This is a genomic window from Acinetobacter sp. R933-2 (assembly GCF_030325485.1).
In the GTDB taxonomy this organism is placed as follows: domain Bacteria; phylum Pseudomonadota; class Gammaproteobacteria; order Pseudomonadales; family Moraxellaceae; genus Acinetobacter; species Acinetobacter sichuanensis.
In genome coordinates this window covers 151,291-167,913 of record NZ_JACAIJ010000007.1, presented here as the reverse complement: position 1 = coordinate 167,913, position 16,623 = coordinate 151,291, and the positions used below count along the sequence as shown (strand labels likewise).

Annotated in this window: 17 protein-coding genes; 16 read left to right on the top strand and 1 reads right to left on the bottom strand. The window is 39.8% G+C overall.

Going from position 1 to position 16,623, the window contains the following annotated elements:
* Positions 1-9 precede the first annotated feature (9 nt).
* Both HX005_RS10290 and HX005_RS10285 read left to right on the top strand, forming a co-directional pair.
* A complete protein-coding gene (locus HX005_RS10290; RefSeq protein WP_286377287.1) occupies positions 10-147 on the top strand; it encodes a hypothetical protein in 138 nt (45 codons plus the stop codon).
* A complete protein-coding gene (locus HX005_RS10285) occupies positions 141-1,334 on the top strand; it encodes an OprD family outer membrane porin (protein WP_286377286.1) in 1,194 nt (397 codons plus the stop codon). Before HX005_RS10290 ends, HX005_RS10285 begins: the two co-directional genes overlap by 7 nt.
* 525 nt (positions 1,335-1,859) lie before the next feature.
* Here HX005_RS10285 and HX005_RS10280 read toward each other — a convergent pair.
* Complete coding sequence (locus HX005_RS10280; RefSeq protein ID WP_286377285.1) at positions 1,860-2,678, bottom strand: IclR family transcriptional regulator; 819 nt, start codon at positions 2,676-2,678, stop codon at positions 1,860-1,862.
* 252 nt (positions 2,679-2,930) lie between these two features.
* Between HX005_RS10280 and nirD the strand changes: the two genes are divergently transcribed.
* The 14 genes from nirD (at position 2,931) to HX005_RS10210 (ending at position 16,582) form a co-directional block, all read left to right on the top strand.
* The gene (gene nirD, locus HX005_RS10275; protein WP_286377284.1) at positions 2,931-3,236 is read left to right on the top strand and encodes a nitrite reductase small subunit NirD; all 306 of its coding nucleotides are present in this window, start codon (positions 2,931-2,933) and stop codon (positions 3,234-3,236) included.
* A gap of 35 nt (positions 3,237-3,271) precedes the next feature.
* A complete protein-coding gene (locus tag HX005_RS10270) occupies positions 3,272-3,571 on the top strand; it encodes a recombinase-like helix-turn-helix domain-containing protein (RefSeq protein ID WP_286377283.1) in 300 nt (99 codons plus the stop codon).
* A 15-nt stretch (positions 3,572-3,586) separates the two neighbouring features.
* A complete protein-coding gene (locus HX005_RS10265) occupies positions 3,587-4,648 on the top strand; it encodes a Rieske 2Fe-2S domain-containing protein (protein ID WP_286377282.1) in 1,062 nt (353 codons plus the stop codon).
* On the top strand, positions 4,641-5,405 hold the full coding sequence (locus HX005_RS10260; RefSeq protein WP_107008606.1) for an SDR family oxidoreductase: 765 nt from the start codon (positions 4,641-4,643) through the stop codon (positions 5,403-5,405). The genes HX005_RS10265 and HX005_RS10260 overlap by 8 nt, the downstream gene beginning before the upstream one ends.
* A gap of 10 nt (positions 5,406-5,415) precedes the next feature.
* A complete protein-coding gene (locus tag HX005_RS10255; RefSeq protein WP_286377281.1) occupies positions 5,416-6,345 on the top strand; it encodes a VOC family protein in 930 nt (309 codons plus the stop codon).
* Positions 6,346-6,371: 26 nt separating this feature from the next.
* Positions 6,372-7,580, top strand: coding sequence for an NAD(P)/FAD-dependent oxidoreductase (locus tag HX005_RS10250; RefSeq protein ID WP_286377280.1), 1,209 nt, complete (start codon positions 6,372-6,374; stop codon positions 7,578-7,580).
* A 44-nt stretch (positions 7,581-7,624) separates the two neighbouring features.
* Complete coding sequence (locus HX005_RS10245) at positions 7,625-8,848, top strand: MFS transporter (protein ID WP_286377279.1); 1,224 nt, start codon at positions 7,625-7,627, stop codon at positions 8,846-8,848.
* A 102-nt stretch (positions 8,849-8,950) separates the two neighbouring features.
* Positions 8,951-9,472 (top strand): cupin domain-containing protein, encoded by a 522-nt coding sequence (locus HX005_RS10240; protein WP_107008610.1) that lies wholly within the window; start codon positions 8,951-8,953, stop codon positions 9,470-9,472.
* Positions 9,473-9,486: 14 nt separating this feature from the next.
* The gene (locus HX005_RS10235; protein WP_286377278.1) at positions 9,487-10,314 is read left to right on the top strand and encodes an alpha/beta fold hydrolase; all 828 of its coding nucleotides are present in this window, start codon (positions 9,487-9,489) and stop codon (positions 10,312-10,314) included.
* Between the two features lie 9 nt (positions 10,315-10,323).
* Positions 10,324-11,118 (top strand): SDR family oxidoreductase, encoded by a 795-nt coding sequence (locus HX005_RS10230; protein WP_286377277.1) that lies wholly within the window; start codon positions 10,324-10,326, stop codon positions 11,116-11,118.
* A gap of 12 nt (positions 11,119-11,130) precedes the next feature.
* A complete protein-coding gene (locus HX005_RS10225; protein ID WP_286377276.1) occupies positions 11,131-11,922 on the top strand; it encodes an aspartate dehydrogenase in 792 nt (263 codons plus the stop codon).
* A gap of 21 nt (positions 11,923-11,943) precedes the next feature.
* Positions 11,944-13,410, top strand: coding sequence for an aldehyde dehydrogenase (locus tag HX005_RS10220; RefSeq protein ID WP_286377275.1), 1,467 nt, complete (start codon positions 11,944-11,946; stop codon positions 13,408-13,410).
* Positions 13,411-13,459: 49 nt separating this feature from the next.
* Positions 13,460-15,100 (top strand): thiamine pyrophosphate-binding protein, encoded by a 1,641-nt coding sequence (locus tag HX005_RS10215; RefSeq protein ID WP_286377274.1) that lies wholly within the window; start codon positions 13,460-13,462, stop codon positions 15,098-15,100.
* A gap of 312 nt (positions 15,101-15,412) precedes the next feature.
* On the top strand, positions 15,413-16,582 hold the full coding sequence (locus HX005_RS10210) for a hypothetical protein (protein ID WP_373431858.1): 1,170 nt from the start codon (positions 15,413-15,415) through the stop codon (positions 16,580-16,582).
* Positions 16,583-16,623: the final 41 nt, after the last annotated feature.

The following is a 16,623-nucleotide window of genomic DNA, read 5'->3' as shown; positions in this document are numbered from 1 at the left end:
GAATACGATGTGGTTTTGATAAGCCACATCGTAGATCTACGTGATTATTTACAAGCTTATGCACCATGGAATCGTGCAATAAGCAACATCATGCTGACTTTAGCGTGGTTAAAACAAAAATATATTAAAGGAATAAAACAATGTTAAAAAAATATGGGCTTCCAATTCTAGTCGGATTTGGGGGATATAGCACATTTGTGTCCGCAGAAAGCTTAACCACAGATATTTTATTGAAAAATTTATATGCAGATCGGAAATATGATGCCCAACAAGCAGATGTAGGAAGTTGGAGTCAAGGGATTATTGCGCGAACGCAAGGACAGTATGAGCTTACTGATAAAGTAGCATTACAGGTCACAGGCTCTTTGCAATATGCGCAACGATTAAGTGAAGACCAACATATTAATGATGTTATTTTGCCTTTTGATCAGACCACAGGCGAGCAAGCTGAACATTATAAAAAAATTGCAGGTTCTGTAGCACTAAAATATGAAAATCAAAAAATTCATTGGGGTGAATTATGGATCGATACGCCTTTGGCAACGACAGATTATGCGCGTCAATTGGTCACTTTATATAAAGGTATTACTTATCAAATAGAAGACTTAAATCAAAACTTAGAAATAGGACAAATCAATCGGTTTTCACCACGAAATGAAGAGGACTTTCGTAAACTTAGTGTGAAAGGGATTGAATCAGATGCTTTAAATTATGTGAACTATAAATATAAATTTGCGGATCAATATTTTCTAAACGCATATTATGGAAATTTAGAAGATTTATATCAACAAATTCATCTTGGTGTAGATATCAAACAACCATATCGACAACTTAAGTTGCACAGTAAAATAAGATTTTATGATAATCAAGAAACTGGTCAGGAAAAACTAGGCGATATAGACAGTCAATACTATGGGATATTGCAAAATGTCTCGTGGAAAAATCATACATTAGGCTTGGGATATCAAAAAATCGCTGGAAATGATGCCTTTCCAATGATTGATACAGTGCCAGTATTGGGCTATATCAATTGGACACAAGCAATGTTTAGTCGTGCTAAGGAAAAGTCACTACATGTCAATTATCAATACCAATTCGACTCGGTCATTCCGAATTTAGTTTTAGATCTGAAATATATTCGTGGCGATGGTTTTCAAGTTGCTGAGCGAAGTCATGCCAAAGAACAACAATTGGATGTGATTTTGAGTTATAAAGTCAAACAAGGTTTGTTTAAAGGTTTTGGTTTACAGTGGTTTAATATCAATTATAAAAATAATTTTGGTGGTGATTATACTGAAAATCGAGTGTTTACCACTTATGCTTATCAGTTTTAATAGAATCATTGAAGAGAACAATCAAGCTAAATAGATCTCGATTTGATTTTTCCTACGTGATCAATACCAAGATTACAGCAAGCTTAAAAACTTGCTGTAATCCAAAATAAGCCGCAACAATTGCATTTAATACAGCGTTTTATTTTTGCAATAGAGCAAAGAAACAATTCAACATAAATAACTGATGTTACGCAGTAACTCTAAAATTAAACTTTTGAGCTAGAAAAATGTGGATATGCGAAAACGTCATCCGCAACGTGTTTGAGGCAGGACTACTTTGGGTGGAAATGTTTCTGCCATGTATTTATCAATTTGCGGTGGTCGACGAGTTTTGCGGTGAGGATCCTCAAAATATATTTTGAGTCCGCAAGATGGTTTTGCCTACTTTTGCCGAAACAAAAGTAGGTCGAGCTGAAGGCTAATCCCAAATTTCAACTTTAGATGTAAGATCCCGTCGTGTAAATTTAGCTTTTGCTTTTTTCAGCTATTTAATTTAAATCCAATGCGTAACATCAGATAAATAAATTAAACATAAATAAATTGGGATATTTTATGGGCATACTCGACAACATCATTCGCAATTTCATGTCTAAATTGTTCTTCGGTATAAGTGCTAATTGGACAACTAACAGATAGAACTGCATTGACCTCTTTATTGATTTGATTATAGATTGGTGCTGCGCAGGCTGCCATATCCGTATTAAAATGCCCCCAACTCACCATAAAACGCTGTTCACGCACTTCTTGTAATCGAAGCAGGAGTGAATCTATATCATGCGGGGTACGTTCAGAATAAACTTTCCAGTCCGTCATGCCTTCATAACGTTTTTTGATTTCAGCATTTGTAAGCTGTGACAAAATTAATTGTCCAATCACAGTAGCATGTGCAGGCCAACGCGTACCAATATGTACATTACTGGTAAATGCACCATTTGATTGTACATTACTAATAAAAACAATATCTGTGCCTTCTAAAACAGAGAGATGTACCGCAATTTTAATTTTATCTCTAAGTTCACGCATAAGAGGCATCGCCAAATCAATCAATGATGATTTAGATAAACTATTAAAACCCAGTGCCATAACATTGCTGTCCAAAGCATAGGTCTTTTGTGACATTTTTCTTAGGTAGCCACAATGTTCCAAAGTGTGAATCAAACGAAAAGCACTGGAGCGATTGACATCAATTTTTTCTGCAATTTCAGAAATCGTCATTTCCTGCTGATGTTGATCAAATAATTTTAAGATGGCTAAGCCACGAACTAAGCCGGGAACAAGGTAGCGTTCATCATTATTGCTTTCGATTTCTTGTACCACAGTTGTGTCTTTGTTTATTAAATCCATTGTCATGCTCACCTTTATCATTGTTGGATGACAAAATTAAATCACTATTCTAACGTCCTTTTTTTAAGACAACAATGTTTATATACAAAACATTTATTTATAAATAAAACATTGCAAAATGTAAAAAATAATCAATATATTGATTTTAAATGAATTATAAAAATTGACAAATAAATCGCTCAGATATTATCCTATGCTTAATGTTTTAAATATTAAATTATGTTTTGCATATAAAACATGGAAGATAACAAGATGAATTGGATCACTGTTTGTAAAACCAATGAAATTGCTGAAGAAGAGCCGAAAGCAATGGAATTTGAAGATAAAAAAATCGGCGTTTTTATGATCGAAGAGCGTTTCTTTGCTGTTGAAAATGTCTGCCCACATGCTTTTGCCTTATTAACTGAAGGCTTTATTGAAGGATTGACGGTTGAGTGCCCATTGCACGAAGCAATTTTTAATTTAGAAACGGGTGCATTAGAAAGTGGTCCGGGATGCAGAAATTTAAGTACGTATCCAGTCAGAGTTGAAAATGGCGAAGTCCAAGTTCAGCTTTAAACGTTAATTGATCATGAAGAAAAGGAAATATTCACATGAAAAACTTTAATGAAAAACTTGCGAAATGGAACCATGCACTGCCTTCAACAGAAGCAGGAATTAACAATATTCAGATTCCGGGACAAGTTGAACATCTGGTTTGGCAAAACCGTAGTCGTGCACCTAGCGAATATGAATTAGATTTTGTACAGCATTTAATGCAAGCCTTTAATCAAAATGTGACCGAATTAAACGCATTAACTAATGCTTTAAACCTGCAAGGTTTTAGAACGATAGCAGGGGATTTATGGACGGCTGAAAGTTTCTCAGCAGAAATGCAGCGTTTGGGCTATTAAGAAAAGGATTTTCTCATGACGACAGAAATTAATTTAGAACAATATTTGGATTTAGGTTTACGTGATCAATGGTATCCCGTATTGGCAAGTTGGGAAGTGGCTTCGAATCCTGTTGGTATTACGCGTTTAGGCGAAAATATTGTGGTATGGCGTGATGACCAAGGTGTGGTTCATGCACTTGAAGATCGTTGTCCGCATCGTGGGGCACGATTATCACTGGGTTGGAATCTTGGCAATCGGGTTGCGTGTTGGTATCACGGTGTAGAAGTTCGCCATGACGGTGTTGTTGAGGATGTCCCTGCGGTACATGACTGTCCATTGAAAGGTTCAGATTGCGTTAAATCGTACCAAGTCAAAGAAATGAACGATGCCATTTTTATTTGGTTTGGCTTGAATGATGCTGAACAAGCTGCTGAGTTAGCATTGCCTGATCAGTTGTCTAGTGAGGAATGGAGTTCTTTTCTGTGTATGGCGGATTGGAAAGTCAATCACCAATATGCCATTGATAATGTCATGGATCCAATGCATGGAACCTATTTGCATTGCACTTCACACTCAATGGCAGATGGTGAACGTACTGCTGAGATGAAGCATCGCCCAACCGAAGATGGTTTTATTTTTGAAAAAGAAGGGCAAACTGGTGTGAACTTTGACTGGGTGGAATACGGTCAAACGGGTGCAGCATGGTTACGTTTATCAATTCCATACCGTAAGTCATTTGGACCGGGTGGTGAGTTTTGGATTGTAGGTTTTGCAACGCCAATTGATGCAAAAAATACTCGCGTCTTCTTCTGGCGTTGTCGCAAAGTCGAGGGATGGCAGCGCAATGTATGGCGTTTCTTATATCGAAACCATTTAGAACAATTACATTGGGATGTATTGGAACAAGATCGAATTATTTTGGAAAATATGGCACCGAATGCCCGTCAACATGAGTTTTTGTATCAGCATGACGTAGGTTTATCTCGCTTACGCCGTTTAATGAAAAAAGAAGCTGAGAAACAAATTAAAAAAATCATGTCTTTGCGCAATGTGTCAGATCAGCGAATTGCTATTCAGGAAGTTGCCAATGGCTAAGCAATCACTTTTAGAGGGAAAGCGTATTCTTGTTACAGGTGCGGCGCGAGGTTTGGGACGAGATTTCGCCCAAGCTGTAGCTGAAGCAGGTGCAGCAGTGGTCATGGCAGATATCTTAAGTGACTTGGTGCAACAAGAAGCTGAAAAGTTAGCAGAAAACAATCTAGTCGTTTATTCCGTCACGATAGATTTGAGCCAAAAACAGTCTATTCAGCAAGCAGTACAACAAACAGTTGCACTTTTAGGTGGATTAGATGGGTTGATTAACTGTGCAGCGCTAGCAACGGGTGTTGGTGGTGTTGACATGATGGCTTATGACGAAACACTTTGGGATCGTGTCATGAACATCAATGTCAAAGGCACTTGGTTGGTTTCACAAGCATGTGTTCCACATTTAAAAGCTTCAGGACAGGGAAAAATCATCAATATTGCATCTGATACAGCATTATGGGGTGCGCCTAATCTGATGGCTTATGTAGCAAGTAAAGGTGCCATCATTTCCATGACACGTTCTATGGCAAGTGAGTTGGGGGCAGACAATATTTGTGTCAATACCATCAGTCCAGGGCTGACATTGGTTGAGGCGACAACATATGTTCCACAGTCACGTCATGATTTGTATGTGAATGGAAGAGCTATACAGCGACAGCAACTGCCACAGGATATCAATGGTACAGCCATTTACTTGCTTTCAGACCTATCGTCTTTTGTGACTGGGCAAAATATTTTGGTTAATGGCGGTTTCGTCTTTAATTAAGGAGTAAGACATGATTACAGGAATCGAAGTCCTTAAATTTGGCGTTGAAAACCGCCAAGAGGCAAAGACATTTCTAGCTGATTTTGGTTTAAAAGCTGTTGCAACGGATATTGAAAGTACAGATTTATATCAAACACAGAATGGTTGCAAAATCTATTTGTTTGATATTACAGATGCGCGTTTACCTGAAGCCATTGAAGCAGGCTCGACCTTACGTGAAGTGACATGGGGCGTTGAAAACTCACAGGATTTAATAAATTTAGCAGAAAAATTGGGCAATGAACCTGATTTTGACAATTCAGCTGCATTTGTGCAATGTCGTGATCCAAATGGAATGACGATCCGATTTGAACACAGTATTACGCATGAATTACCTACGGTACAAACCGAAGGAATGAACCAGTTTGGCAATATTCAACGTATTAATGCTGCCAGTCCTGTATATGAAAAAGCTGAACCTGTCGATATTGGGCATGTCGTATTTTTTACACCAGACTTAGAAACCACTCAGGCATTTTATATTGAAAAATTAGGTTTTTATTTGTCAGATGCTTATCGCAAGCGTGGCGCATTTTTACGCTGCCGCGGTGAAGGTTTTCATCATGATTTATTTTTACTGTCTATACCGAATAAACCTGCGGGTTTAAACCATGTTGCTTTTGTGGTGCGTGATATTCATGAGGTGATTGGCGGTGGTTTAAGTATGAATCGTCAGGATTGGTCGACTTTTATTGGTCCGGGACGTCATCCTATTTCGTCTGCTTATTTTTGGTATGTCAACTCACCATTGGGGGGTGCATTTGAATATTACACCAATGATGATTATTTAACTGAAGCATGGCAACCACGTGAAGAAGAGCATTGCCTTGAACTGTTTACTGAGTGGGCAATCGAAGGAGGGCTTGATCATGAAACCCGCCGTCAGGTTAAACCTGCTTAGTCATTCAAAATGATAAGGAGATCAACATGAATAAAATTGTGATTGTCGGTGCAGGGCAAGCCGCAGGTTGGGCAGTCCATACACTCCGTGGTCAGGGTTTTACAGGTGAAATTCATGTAGTGTCGAATGAAACGCATGTTTTTTATGAGCGCCCACCTTTGTCTAAACAAGTGTTAGCACAAGAAGCTGAGCTTACGAGTTTAAATTTATTTTCTGAGGATCAAATCAGTGATTTTTCAGTGATATGGCATAAGCCAGATCATGCAGTTCGTTTGGATACTACAGATAAAACTGTACATTTGGAAAGTGGCAAAGTTTTGCCATATGACAAATTATTAATTGCCACAGGCAGTCGAGCGCGTGTTCCTGTTGCCACTTGGTCGAGTATGCAAAATGTCTATACCTTACGTGATATTCACGATTGTCAGACCTTAGCAGAGAAAATAAAGTCAGCTAAACATATTGCTGTCATTGGTGGAGGTTGGATCGGGCTTGAAATAGCAGCGACTGCATGCCAACAGGGTAAAAAAGTTGAAATTTTTGAATATGGCTCTCGTCTTTGTGCGCGTAGTGTAAGCCCTGAGGTTTCAGATTATTTAAAAAAATTACATGAAAATGCAGGTGTAGTGGTTCATTTAAATGCAACGAAATTGCATTTAATTGAGGCACTAAATCAAAAAGTAGAAGTTTTTTACGATGAGATTAGGCTAAAACAATTTGACTGTGTCGTGGTTGGGGCAGGTGCAGAAATAGCCAAAGAATTGGCAGTTTTAGCAAAGTTGGATGTTAAAGATGGCATTGTTGTTAATGAGTTTGGACAAAGCTCTGATGCCGATATTTATGCTGCAGGTGATGTTGCGATTCATCCTACTTTAGGTTATTGCATTCAGTCTTGGGCAAATGCACAAAATCAGGCGATTGCAACAGCTAAGTCAATGCTTGGGGAAATGACGGCTTATCAGGATATTCCTTGGTTATGGTCGGATCAGTACCAATGCAATATTCAGATTTTGGGTACCTATCAACCTGAAAAAACGCATCAAATGATTGTTCGTCAAGTTAACGAAACGCAACAAGCATTTTTATATTTAAATGAACAGAATCAACTTCTTAATATGATTTCAGTCAATGACTCAAAACTGGTGAAACTGGGGAAAAGATGGATGACCAGTCAGCGAGAGTTAGATCCAGCCCAATTGCAAGATATTGACTTTAATCTAATGCAACTGAAGTAAGGATTCAAAACAAAAATATCAGCCATGAATTAAAGGATTTTCCCATGGATCATGATGTAAAAACAGGGTTAAAGCATTGGACACCCGCGATTATTTTAATGATCTGCGTTGTGTTGGCTTTCTTTGACAAAATCAGTATTGCCGTATTGTTTTCTGATGCAACATTTCAGAATGCAATGGGGATTGGACAAGATAAAGCAAAACTAGGCTGGTTGATGACAAGCTTCTTGTTGGCTTATGGTTTCTCATCCATGTTTCTCAGCTTTTTGGGTGATATTTTTTGCCCTAAAAAAATGTTGTTTTGGAGTGTGACTTCATGGGGCATCTTGATGATTCTGATGGGATTTACCACAGATTATTCAATGATGATGACCTTGCGCGTTTTACTCGGATTAGCTGAAGGTCCTTTATTTGCATTGGCTTATACCATTGTCAAACAGACGTATACAGATCGTCAGCAAGCACGTGCATCCACGATGTTTTTATTGGGTACACCTATCGGTGCTTTTTTAGGTTTCCCAATCACCGCATTCGTACTCGCACATTATGATTGGCACACTACCTTTTTCGTCATGGGTGCAATGACGTTTATTGTATTGGCTTTGATCATATTTGGCTTACGTAATTTACAACTTAAACGCACAGTCGATCTAGATGGTGTAGCAAAACGTGTGAATTTTAAAACGCATGTGTGCAATACCAAAGCTTTGATGACGAATTCTGCTTTCTGGTTGTTGTGTGTTTTCAATATTGCTTTGATGACTTATTTATGGGGCTTAAACAGTTGGGTACCGTCATATTTAATTCAAGACAAAGGCTTTAATTTAAAAGAATTTGGTATTTATTCAAGCTTTCCATTTATTGCCATGTTGATTGGTGAAGTCGTTGGCGCATTTTTTTCAGACAAAATGGGTAAACGTGCAATTCAGGTCAGTGGTGGTTTATTACTGGCGGGTGTTTTTATGTACGTGATGGTCATTGCAAAAGAACCCATGATGGTGATTTTGGCAATGTCACTCAGTGCAATGTCATGGGGTTTCGGAGTTGCTGCTGTATTTGCATTGTTAGCACGTATTACCACAGCAGATGTGGGGGCAACAGCAGGCGGGATTTTCAATGGACTGGGTAATTTTGCCAGCGCCGCAGCGCCTGTAGTGATTGGTGCAATTGTCATGCAAACAGGCAGTTTTAATATCGGAATTACGTTCTTGGCAGCAGTGGCATTTATAGGTTCCTTTTTCTTGGCACCTTTGCTGAAGCGTTATTAATTCATTGGATCAACAGCTCCTTCTTGAATACTGAGGGGCTCAATTTACCAGATTGGATCGCTGCAACACTTTTAAAACTCGGAGCGATCATAGGAGAAACTTATGTCAGTACAACAATTTGAATCATGGAAACAGCCAGAAGGGCAATCATTGGAAGATTGGATGGATGGGCGTATTGCACGTTTTGAAACGCGTAGTTATGACTTTGATGCACTGAAATTTCAGGCAGATTATGACCCAAAATATCGCCGTGCGCAGATGCGCTACATGGGAACAGGTGCAACAGGTGTAGCAACCGATGGTAATACCGTACCTGCGGAAAACTTTACTTTTTCAACCATGGTACTTCCACCTGAGTGTGAAGGTCCATTGCATATTCATCATGATGTAGAAGAAGTTTTTTTCATGTTGCGTGGCGAAATCGACCTGTTTATTGAACATGAGGGTGAAAAATTTTCAACCCGTTTAAAAGAACGTGATCTGATTTCTATTCCACCTGGAATTTACCGTGGTTTATATAACCCAGGAACAGAAGATGCCTTGATGTGTGTGATGTTGGGCACAGGTAAACCTACGATTCCAAATTATCCACCTGAGCATCCACTTTCTCAGATTAAACGCTAAAGATAAGGAAGGTAATGATGACTTTAATTCAGCAACTTGCCGCATTTGAATTGAAAACCATTTCTTTTGATGGCGTTCAGCAGTCTTATCGTGAAGCAGGTCAGGGGCAACACCTTGTATTGCTACATGGGATCAGTTCAGGTTCAGGCTCGTGGGTCAAACAGTTGCAAGCGTTGAGTCATCATTTTCATGTTATGGCATGGGATGCACCGGGTTATGGGCAATCTGACCATTTAAGCACTGTGCAACCCAATGCCGAAGACTATGCAAAGCGCTTAAAAGCGATGTTGGACAGCTTGGGTGTTCAAAAAGCGATTTTGGTTGGACATTCATTGGGTGCGATGCAAGCCGCAGCATTTAACGCTTTATATCCTGAATCTGTGCAGGCGTTGGTACTTGCCAATGTGGCACAAGGATATAAAGGTTGTGATCCACAAAAACAACGGGATGTTTTTGAAAAACGTCCAAAAATGTTACAGGAACTCGGCGCAGTGGGCATGGCTCAATCACGAGGACCATATTTGGTGGCACATGCCACAGCAGATGTATTGCAACTGATTGAAAATATTATGCAAAACATTAGCTTAAAAGGCTTTACGGGTGCTTCATATTTATTGGCTTATGACGCTATACAGTCTTATTTAAGCCCAAAACAGCCAAATGCGTATGTCATTAAAGGCATGTCAGATGACATTACACTACCACAGGATATTCAGCAATTGGTGGATCAGTTTCAGTTAAATCAATCTTATGAAATCGAAGATGCAGGTCATCTCAGTTATTTAGACCAAGCTGAACAGTTTAACCAAATTTTATTGTCACTACATGACACAGGGATGTGAGAACGGAAAATGAGCTTCCAATTACAAGATAAAAAAGCGGTCGTTACAGGTGGTTCATCAGGTATTGGACTGGCAACAGTAGAACTTTTGGTGGCAGAAGGCGCATGTGTTGCTTGGTGTGGACGAGATGAACAGCGTTTAAATGAGTCTAAACAGCAAATTTTAGCGCGTTATCCAAATGCAAAAGTCTTTACCGCTGTATGTAATGTTTTAGATAAGGCAGATGTACAAAAATTTGCAGATCTTGTGCAAAAGCAATTTGATGGTGTTGATATTTTAATCAATAACGCAGGTCAAGGACGTGTATCCGATTTTGAAAACACAGCAGATGAAGATTGGATTAAAGAAGTTGAGTTGAAGTATTTCAGTGTATTACATCCAATTCGTGCGTTTTTACCTGCGTTGAAACAATCAAATAGTGGCTCAATCACTAATGTGAATTCTTTATTGGCACTGCAACCTGAACCACACATGATCGCAACCTCATCTGCACGGGCAGCATTACTTAACTTGACACATTCATTGGCACATGAGTTTTCACAATACAACATCCGTGTGAATTCGATTTTGTTGGGTATGGTCGAGTCAGCACAGTGGAAACGCCGTTTTGAAAACCGTTCAGATCTTCATCAGACATGGGAACAGTGGATCGGCAATATTGCGAAAAAACGTGGCATTCCTATGGCGCGTTTAGGTAAGCCCGAAGAACCTGCACGTGCTTTGGTCTTTTTAGCCTCACCTTTGGCATCGTATACCACTGGTTCTGCCATCGATGTGTCTGGTGGCTTTAAGAAGCATTTATAAGGGGGGGATGTTATGAAACAACTCATGATGATTGGTTTTGGTGCCATGGCAAATGAAGTGCGTACACATTTACCAAAAGACTTGGCACTGAAATGGGTAGTCGTCCCTGAACGCAGTGTGGCGAGTGTGCAACGGCAAGTTGCCGCAGATGTACAAGTGATTTCAGATATTCAGCAATGTCAGGGGCAACCTGATTATGTGATAGAAGTTGCGGGTCAGGCAGCAGTCAAAGAACATGCGGAAAAGGTACTCGCAAAGGGTTGGAATCTCGGTCTAATTTCGGTCGGAACATTGGCAGATACTGTTTTTTTTGAAAAATTACAAAAAGTTGCAGAAACGTCAGGCGCACATATTCATTTATTGGCAGGGGCAATTGCAGGCATTGATGGCATTGCAGCAGCCAAAGAAGGTGGCTTGGAAAAAGTGACTTATAAAGGATGTAAAAGTCCAAATAGTTGGCGTGGCAGCTATGCAGAACAACTGGTGGATTTAGATCGAGTGACAGAAGCAACGGTGTTTTATCGTGGCACTGCACGTGAAGCAGCTATCAATTTTCCTGCCAATGCCAATGTGGCAGCAACCATCGCACTTGCAGGAATTGGTCTGGATGAAACGATGGTTGAGCTGACTGTAGATCCAAATATTAGCCAAAATAAACATACCATCATTGCAGAAGGTCGTTTTGGGCAAATGAGTATTGAAATGATTGGTGTACCTTTGGAAAGCAATCCAAAAACATCAACTTTGGCTGCTTTAAGCGTGATTCGTGCATGTCGCAATAGTGTAGATGCGATTCAGATTTAAAAAGGAATTTTGGTGAGTAGCATGGTAAAAGAAATTTATATCGCAGGAGAATGGCGTTTAGGACGTGGCAATGTCATTCAAAGTCTATTTCCTGCCGACAATTCTGTAAATGCAGAAATTTCTACTGCAAGTTTGGAAGATGTTGAAGAAGCGATCTTAAAAGCAGATCAGGCTTGGCGTAAACCTAAATGGCGTAACTGTTTGCCGCATGAACGTGCCAAAATTCTCTATCGTGTTGCTGATATTATTGAAGCGCGCGTAGATGAATTATCCAAATTACAAACCCGTGATAATGGTAAACCTTTGTCAGAAACCCGTGCCTTAGTGATGAGTGCGGCTGCAACAGCACGGTTTAATGCTGCGGCATGTGAAACATTGAATGAAGAGCTGACCACACAGCGTGCCTCAGACTTTTTGACCATGAGTGTGCATGAGCCTGTGGGTGTGGTTGCTGCTATTACGCCTTGGAACTCACCGATTGCCAGTGAAGTACAAAAGCTTGCACCTGCAATTGCAGCAGGGAATGCAGTGATTTTAAAACCTGCGGAAGCAACTTCTTTAATTGCTTTGGAGTTGGCTAAAATTTTTGAAGAAGCGGGTCTGCCAAAAGGTATTTTGAGTGTTTTGATTGGGCGTGGTTCAGTCATTGGTGATGCAATTGCACAACATCCTTTAGTACGGAAAATTTCATTTACGGGTGGGACATCCACAGGGCGCCATTTAGCGCATATTGCAGCAGAAAAATTAATCACCACTTCTTTAGAGTTAGGTGGCAAGTCACCAACCATCGTATTTCCTGATGCGGATCTTGAAATTGCAGCAAAAGGAGTGGCTTACGGAATTTTTAGTTCAGCAGGTCAGGCATGTATTGCAGGTTCACGTTTATTTGTACATGCATCAATTTATGAAACGTTTTTAAAGCGTTTGGTGGAGATCACTGAAGGTTTACGCGTAGGGCATCCTGAACAGCCAAATGTTCATATGGGGTCATTAATTAACCAAAAGCATTTGGAATCAGTACATCGTTATGTGGAACTTGCAAAAGCAGAGGGCGGTACGGTGCTGACAGGTGGTGAGGCGATCACCGAAGGTGAATTTGCCAAAGGTAGTTTTTATAAGCCGACCATTATCACAGGTTTAAACAATAGCGCACAAACGTGTCAGGAAGAAATTTTTGGTCCTGTATTGGTGGTGATGTCTTATACAGATGAACAGGATCTTATCACTCAAGCCAATGACAGTTGCTTTGGTTTGGCAGCAGGAATTTGGACTGAAAATTATCGTAAAGCATGGAAAATTGCACGTACTTTAGAAGTGGGAACGGTTTGGATCAATACCTATAAAAAATTCTCGATCAGTGCGCCATTTGGTGGTTTCAAAGACAGTGGGATCGGGCGTGAAAAAGGACGTTTGGGCATTTTGTCTTATATGCAGCAAAAAAGTATTTATCTGGGTTTAAACGAACACGCCAATCCATGGTCAGATTAGCCAAAAAACTCAAAATATGATGAAAAAATTGAAAAATTAAGGAATGAAAATGATGGAAAAAGTGAATGTAGGCGAAGCAATCGCACGTGTTTTAGAACAACATCAAGTTGATAGTATTTATGGTGTGATTTCTATTCATAATTTACCTATTGCTGATGCAGTGGGACGCCGTGAAAAAATGCGCTTTGTCGCAGCTCGTGGAGAAGCAGGTTCGGTCACCATGGCAGATGCACATGCACGTTTTAAAGGACTCGGTGTGGCATTGACCAGTACAGGTGCAGGTGCAGGAAATGCGGTTGGATCATTGATTGAAGCCCTGAATGCAGGCAGTCCTGTATTGCATTTAACAGGTCAAGTTGAACGTGAATATTTAGATCGTGATGCGAGTTTCATTCATGAAACCAAAGATCAGTTAACATTTTTAAAAGCATCAAGCAAAGCTGCGTTTCGAATCACCAGTCCCGATAATGCAGTAGGTGTGATTCGTGAGGCGATTCGTGTAGCAACGACTGTGCCAATGGGTCCTGTCAGTGTGGAGATCCCAATTGATGTACAAGCTGCGGAAATTGAGTTACCTGCAAATTTAGGTCCTGTAAAAGCCATGCAACTGCCACAAGCAGAAGAGGTGGAAATCAATCTGATTGCTGAGGAAATTAAACAAGCCAAACGTCCTGTATTTTGGATTGGTGGCGGTACGTTAAATGCCGTAGATGAAGTTAAAGCCCTTGCAGATTTAGGTATTCCCGTGGTGTCTTCGACACATGCACGAGGTGTATTGGCGGATGATCATCCACGTTCACTGAGAGCATTTCACAACTCGGCAGCCGTTGAAAAATTGATAAAAGAGGCTGATTTACTCGTGGTGGTGGGTTCGCGTTTACGCAGTAATGAAACCAAAACCTATTCAGTTGAATTTCCTGAACGCATTATCCAGATTGATGCCAATCCTGTGGCGCAGCAACGTAATTATAAAGTTTCTCAATTTATCTGTGCAGATGCTAAAGATAGCTTGGCACGAGTTGCGCAGGCATTGTATGGCACAACCAAGGTCGATGCTGCTTATGATGCTGAGATTCAGGCAGCGCGTGAAGATGCAATTCAGGCATTGCGTACACAAATGGATCAATATGCATTGATTTGTGATCATTTACGTGCAGCTTTACCTGAAGATGGGATTTTTGTACGTGACATTACCATGTCAGGCAGTACATGGGGCAGCCGCTTATTTCCAGTACAAACTCCGAATAAAAACATTCACTCTTTAGCAGGTGCGATTGGCTTAGGTCTGGCACATGCAATTGGTTCATCCATTGCCAATCCAGATAAAAAAGTTGTGGGTTTGGTGGGTGATGGTGGCTTGATGTTAGGTATTGGTGAAATTGCAACCATGGCACAAGAAAATACTGACATGGTGCTGATGATTATGAATGACGGCGGTTATGGGGTGATGCGTGGTATTCAAAATAATTACTTTGGTGGTCGCCAATATTTCAATGAGTTGCATACACCTGACTATCAAGCCTTAGGCGAGTCGATGGGCGTGAAAAGCTGGAAAGTCGGCAGTGCGGATGAGTTTAAAACTGCGATTCAGGCAGCAATTGATTTGAACGGTCCTGCTGTGATCGAGTTGGATATGAATGCCATTGGTCCATTGAAATTTGCAGGTCCACCTCAGAAAAAGTTGTATTGATTGAATGCTCACTGATTAAAATTTTAGCTTGCCTGTGTGATTTTAGGATGAGTCACACAGCTTTAAAATGATTTAAAAACAGATGCTTAAAATACAATACGTGTTTTGAGTATTGATTTACACCATTTAAGTAGGGTGTAAAACCATGCAAGGACTATGGGGATCTTTCAATAAGACCGATGCAATAAAAAACTAAGTTGTAAAAAGCAGCTCATTTTTTTAGTCAAAACAACAAATAAACAAAGTTTTGTATATAAAATTTTGTACATATAGGGAAATATCATGAATCATAATACTAGAGTATTCATAGCGATGCTGAGTTTAGGCGCGATGACAATGTCAGTTCAGGCTGCAGATGATCCGCTTCAATGGAAAAGTGAAGATGGTACGCAGTCGCTTAAAGTGGGTGGGGTAATACGCTTAAATCACAGATATGAACAATGGGATGCGAGTAAAAATCGTGGTTTTGGTAAACTGGACTTTGATATTTTTCGTTTGGATTTAAAAGGAAAATCTGACGATGCTTATTTAAATGCCAGTTATCTCATTCAAGATCAAGAAATGACCTCAATTGAAAAAGCATATGTGGGATATAACTTAAGCCCGACACAAAGCATTGAAGCAGGATTTGTCTATAAACCTTTTGCAATTTACCCATACCCACAAAATGGCTGGACGTATCATATCCCGTTCTTTTTAGGATATGGCAATAATGCAGCGCCAGGGATAAACTGGAATTATAACCATCCAGATTGGGATATTAAATTAGGTTATTATCCTCAAATGCTGGCAACAAATTTACGTTATTCTCCAGAGTCAGCCACCTATGATGATTTGTCAGAAAATCATTTGCCATTTCAGGCTGCTTACCAAAATGAAAAGAAAAATCAATTCAATGCACGCATTGTACATAAATTTGGCAATGAAAATTTAGGTAAACATGAAGTGGGCATTTCAGGTGCGATTGCACAGCTTCATAATAAAACCACTGCGAAAGATGGGCACTATTATGCTGCGGGATTACATAGCAACAGTAATTATCAGCGTTGGAATTTACAATCTTCTGTGATCCATTATCAATATGATGCAGAGAATCCTGACGGGGTCAATGATGATATGACGCTGATGGGAGCAAATGGTTTAACGCCAGCGTATTTTATTGCATCAGAGGGCACAGTAGCCAGCTTAAACTTAGCCTATACTTTACCTGTGCAAAATATGGGTAAGCTTAAATCAATTCGTTTCTACAATGACTATAGTTATTTTGATAAAGAACGCAGTGATTGGGCAGCGTCACAGATGAATACAACAGGAGCAATGTTTATTGCCTCTCCTTTTATGGTTTGGGCGGATTATACATGGGGTAAAAATGCTAATATCATCGGAGGAGCAACAAATGGTACAGGCTTTACTTCAGCAACTTCAGAAAATAGTGATAAATGGATGTATCGTGTAAATTTAAATATTGGTTTTAGTTTTTAAAAATTTGAGTGCTTTTAAATATGGGTTTTAATTTCCCCCTA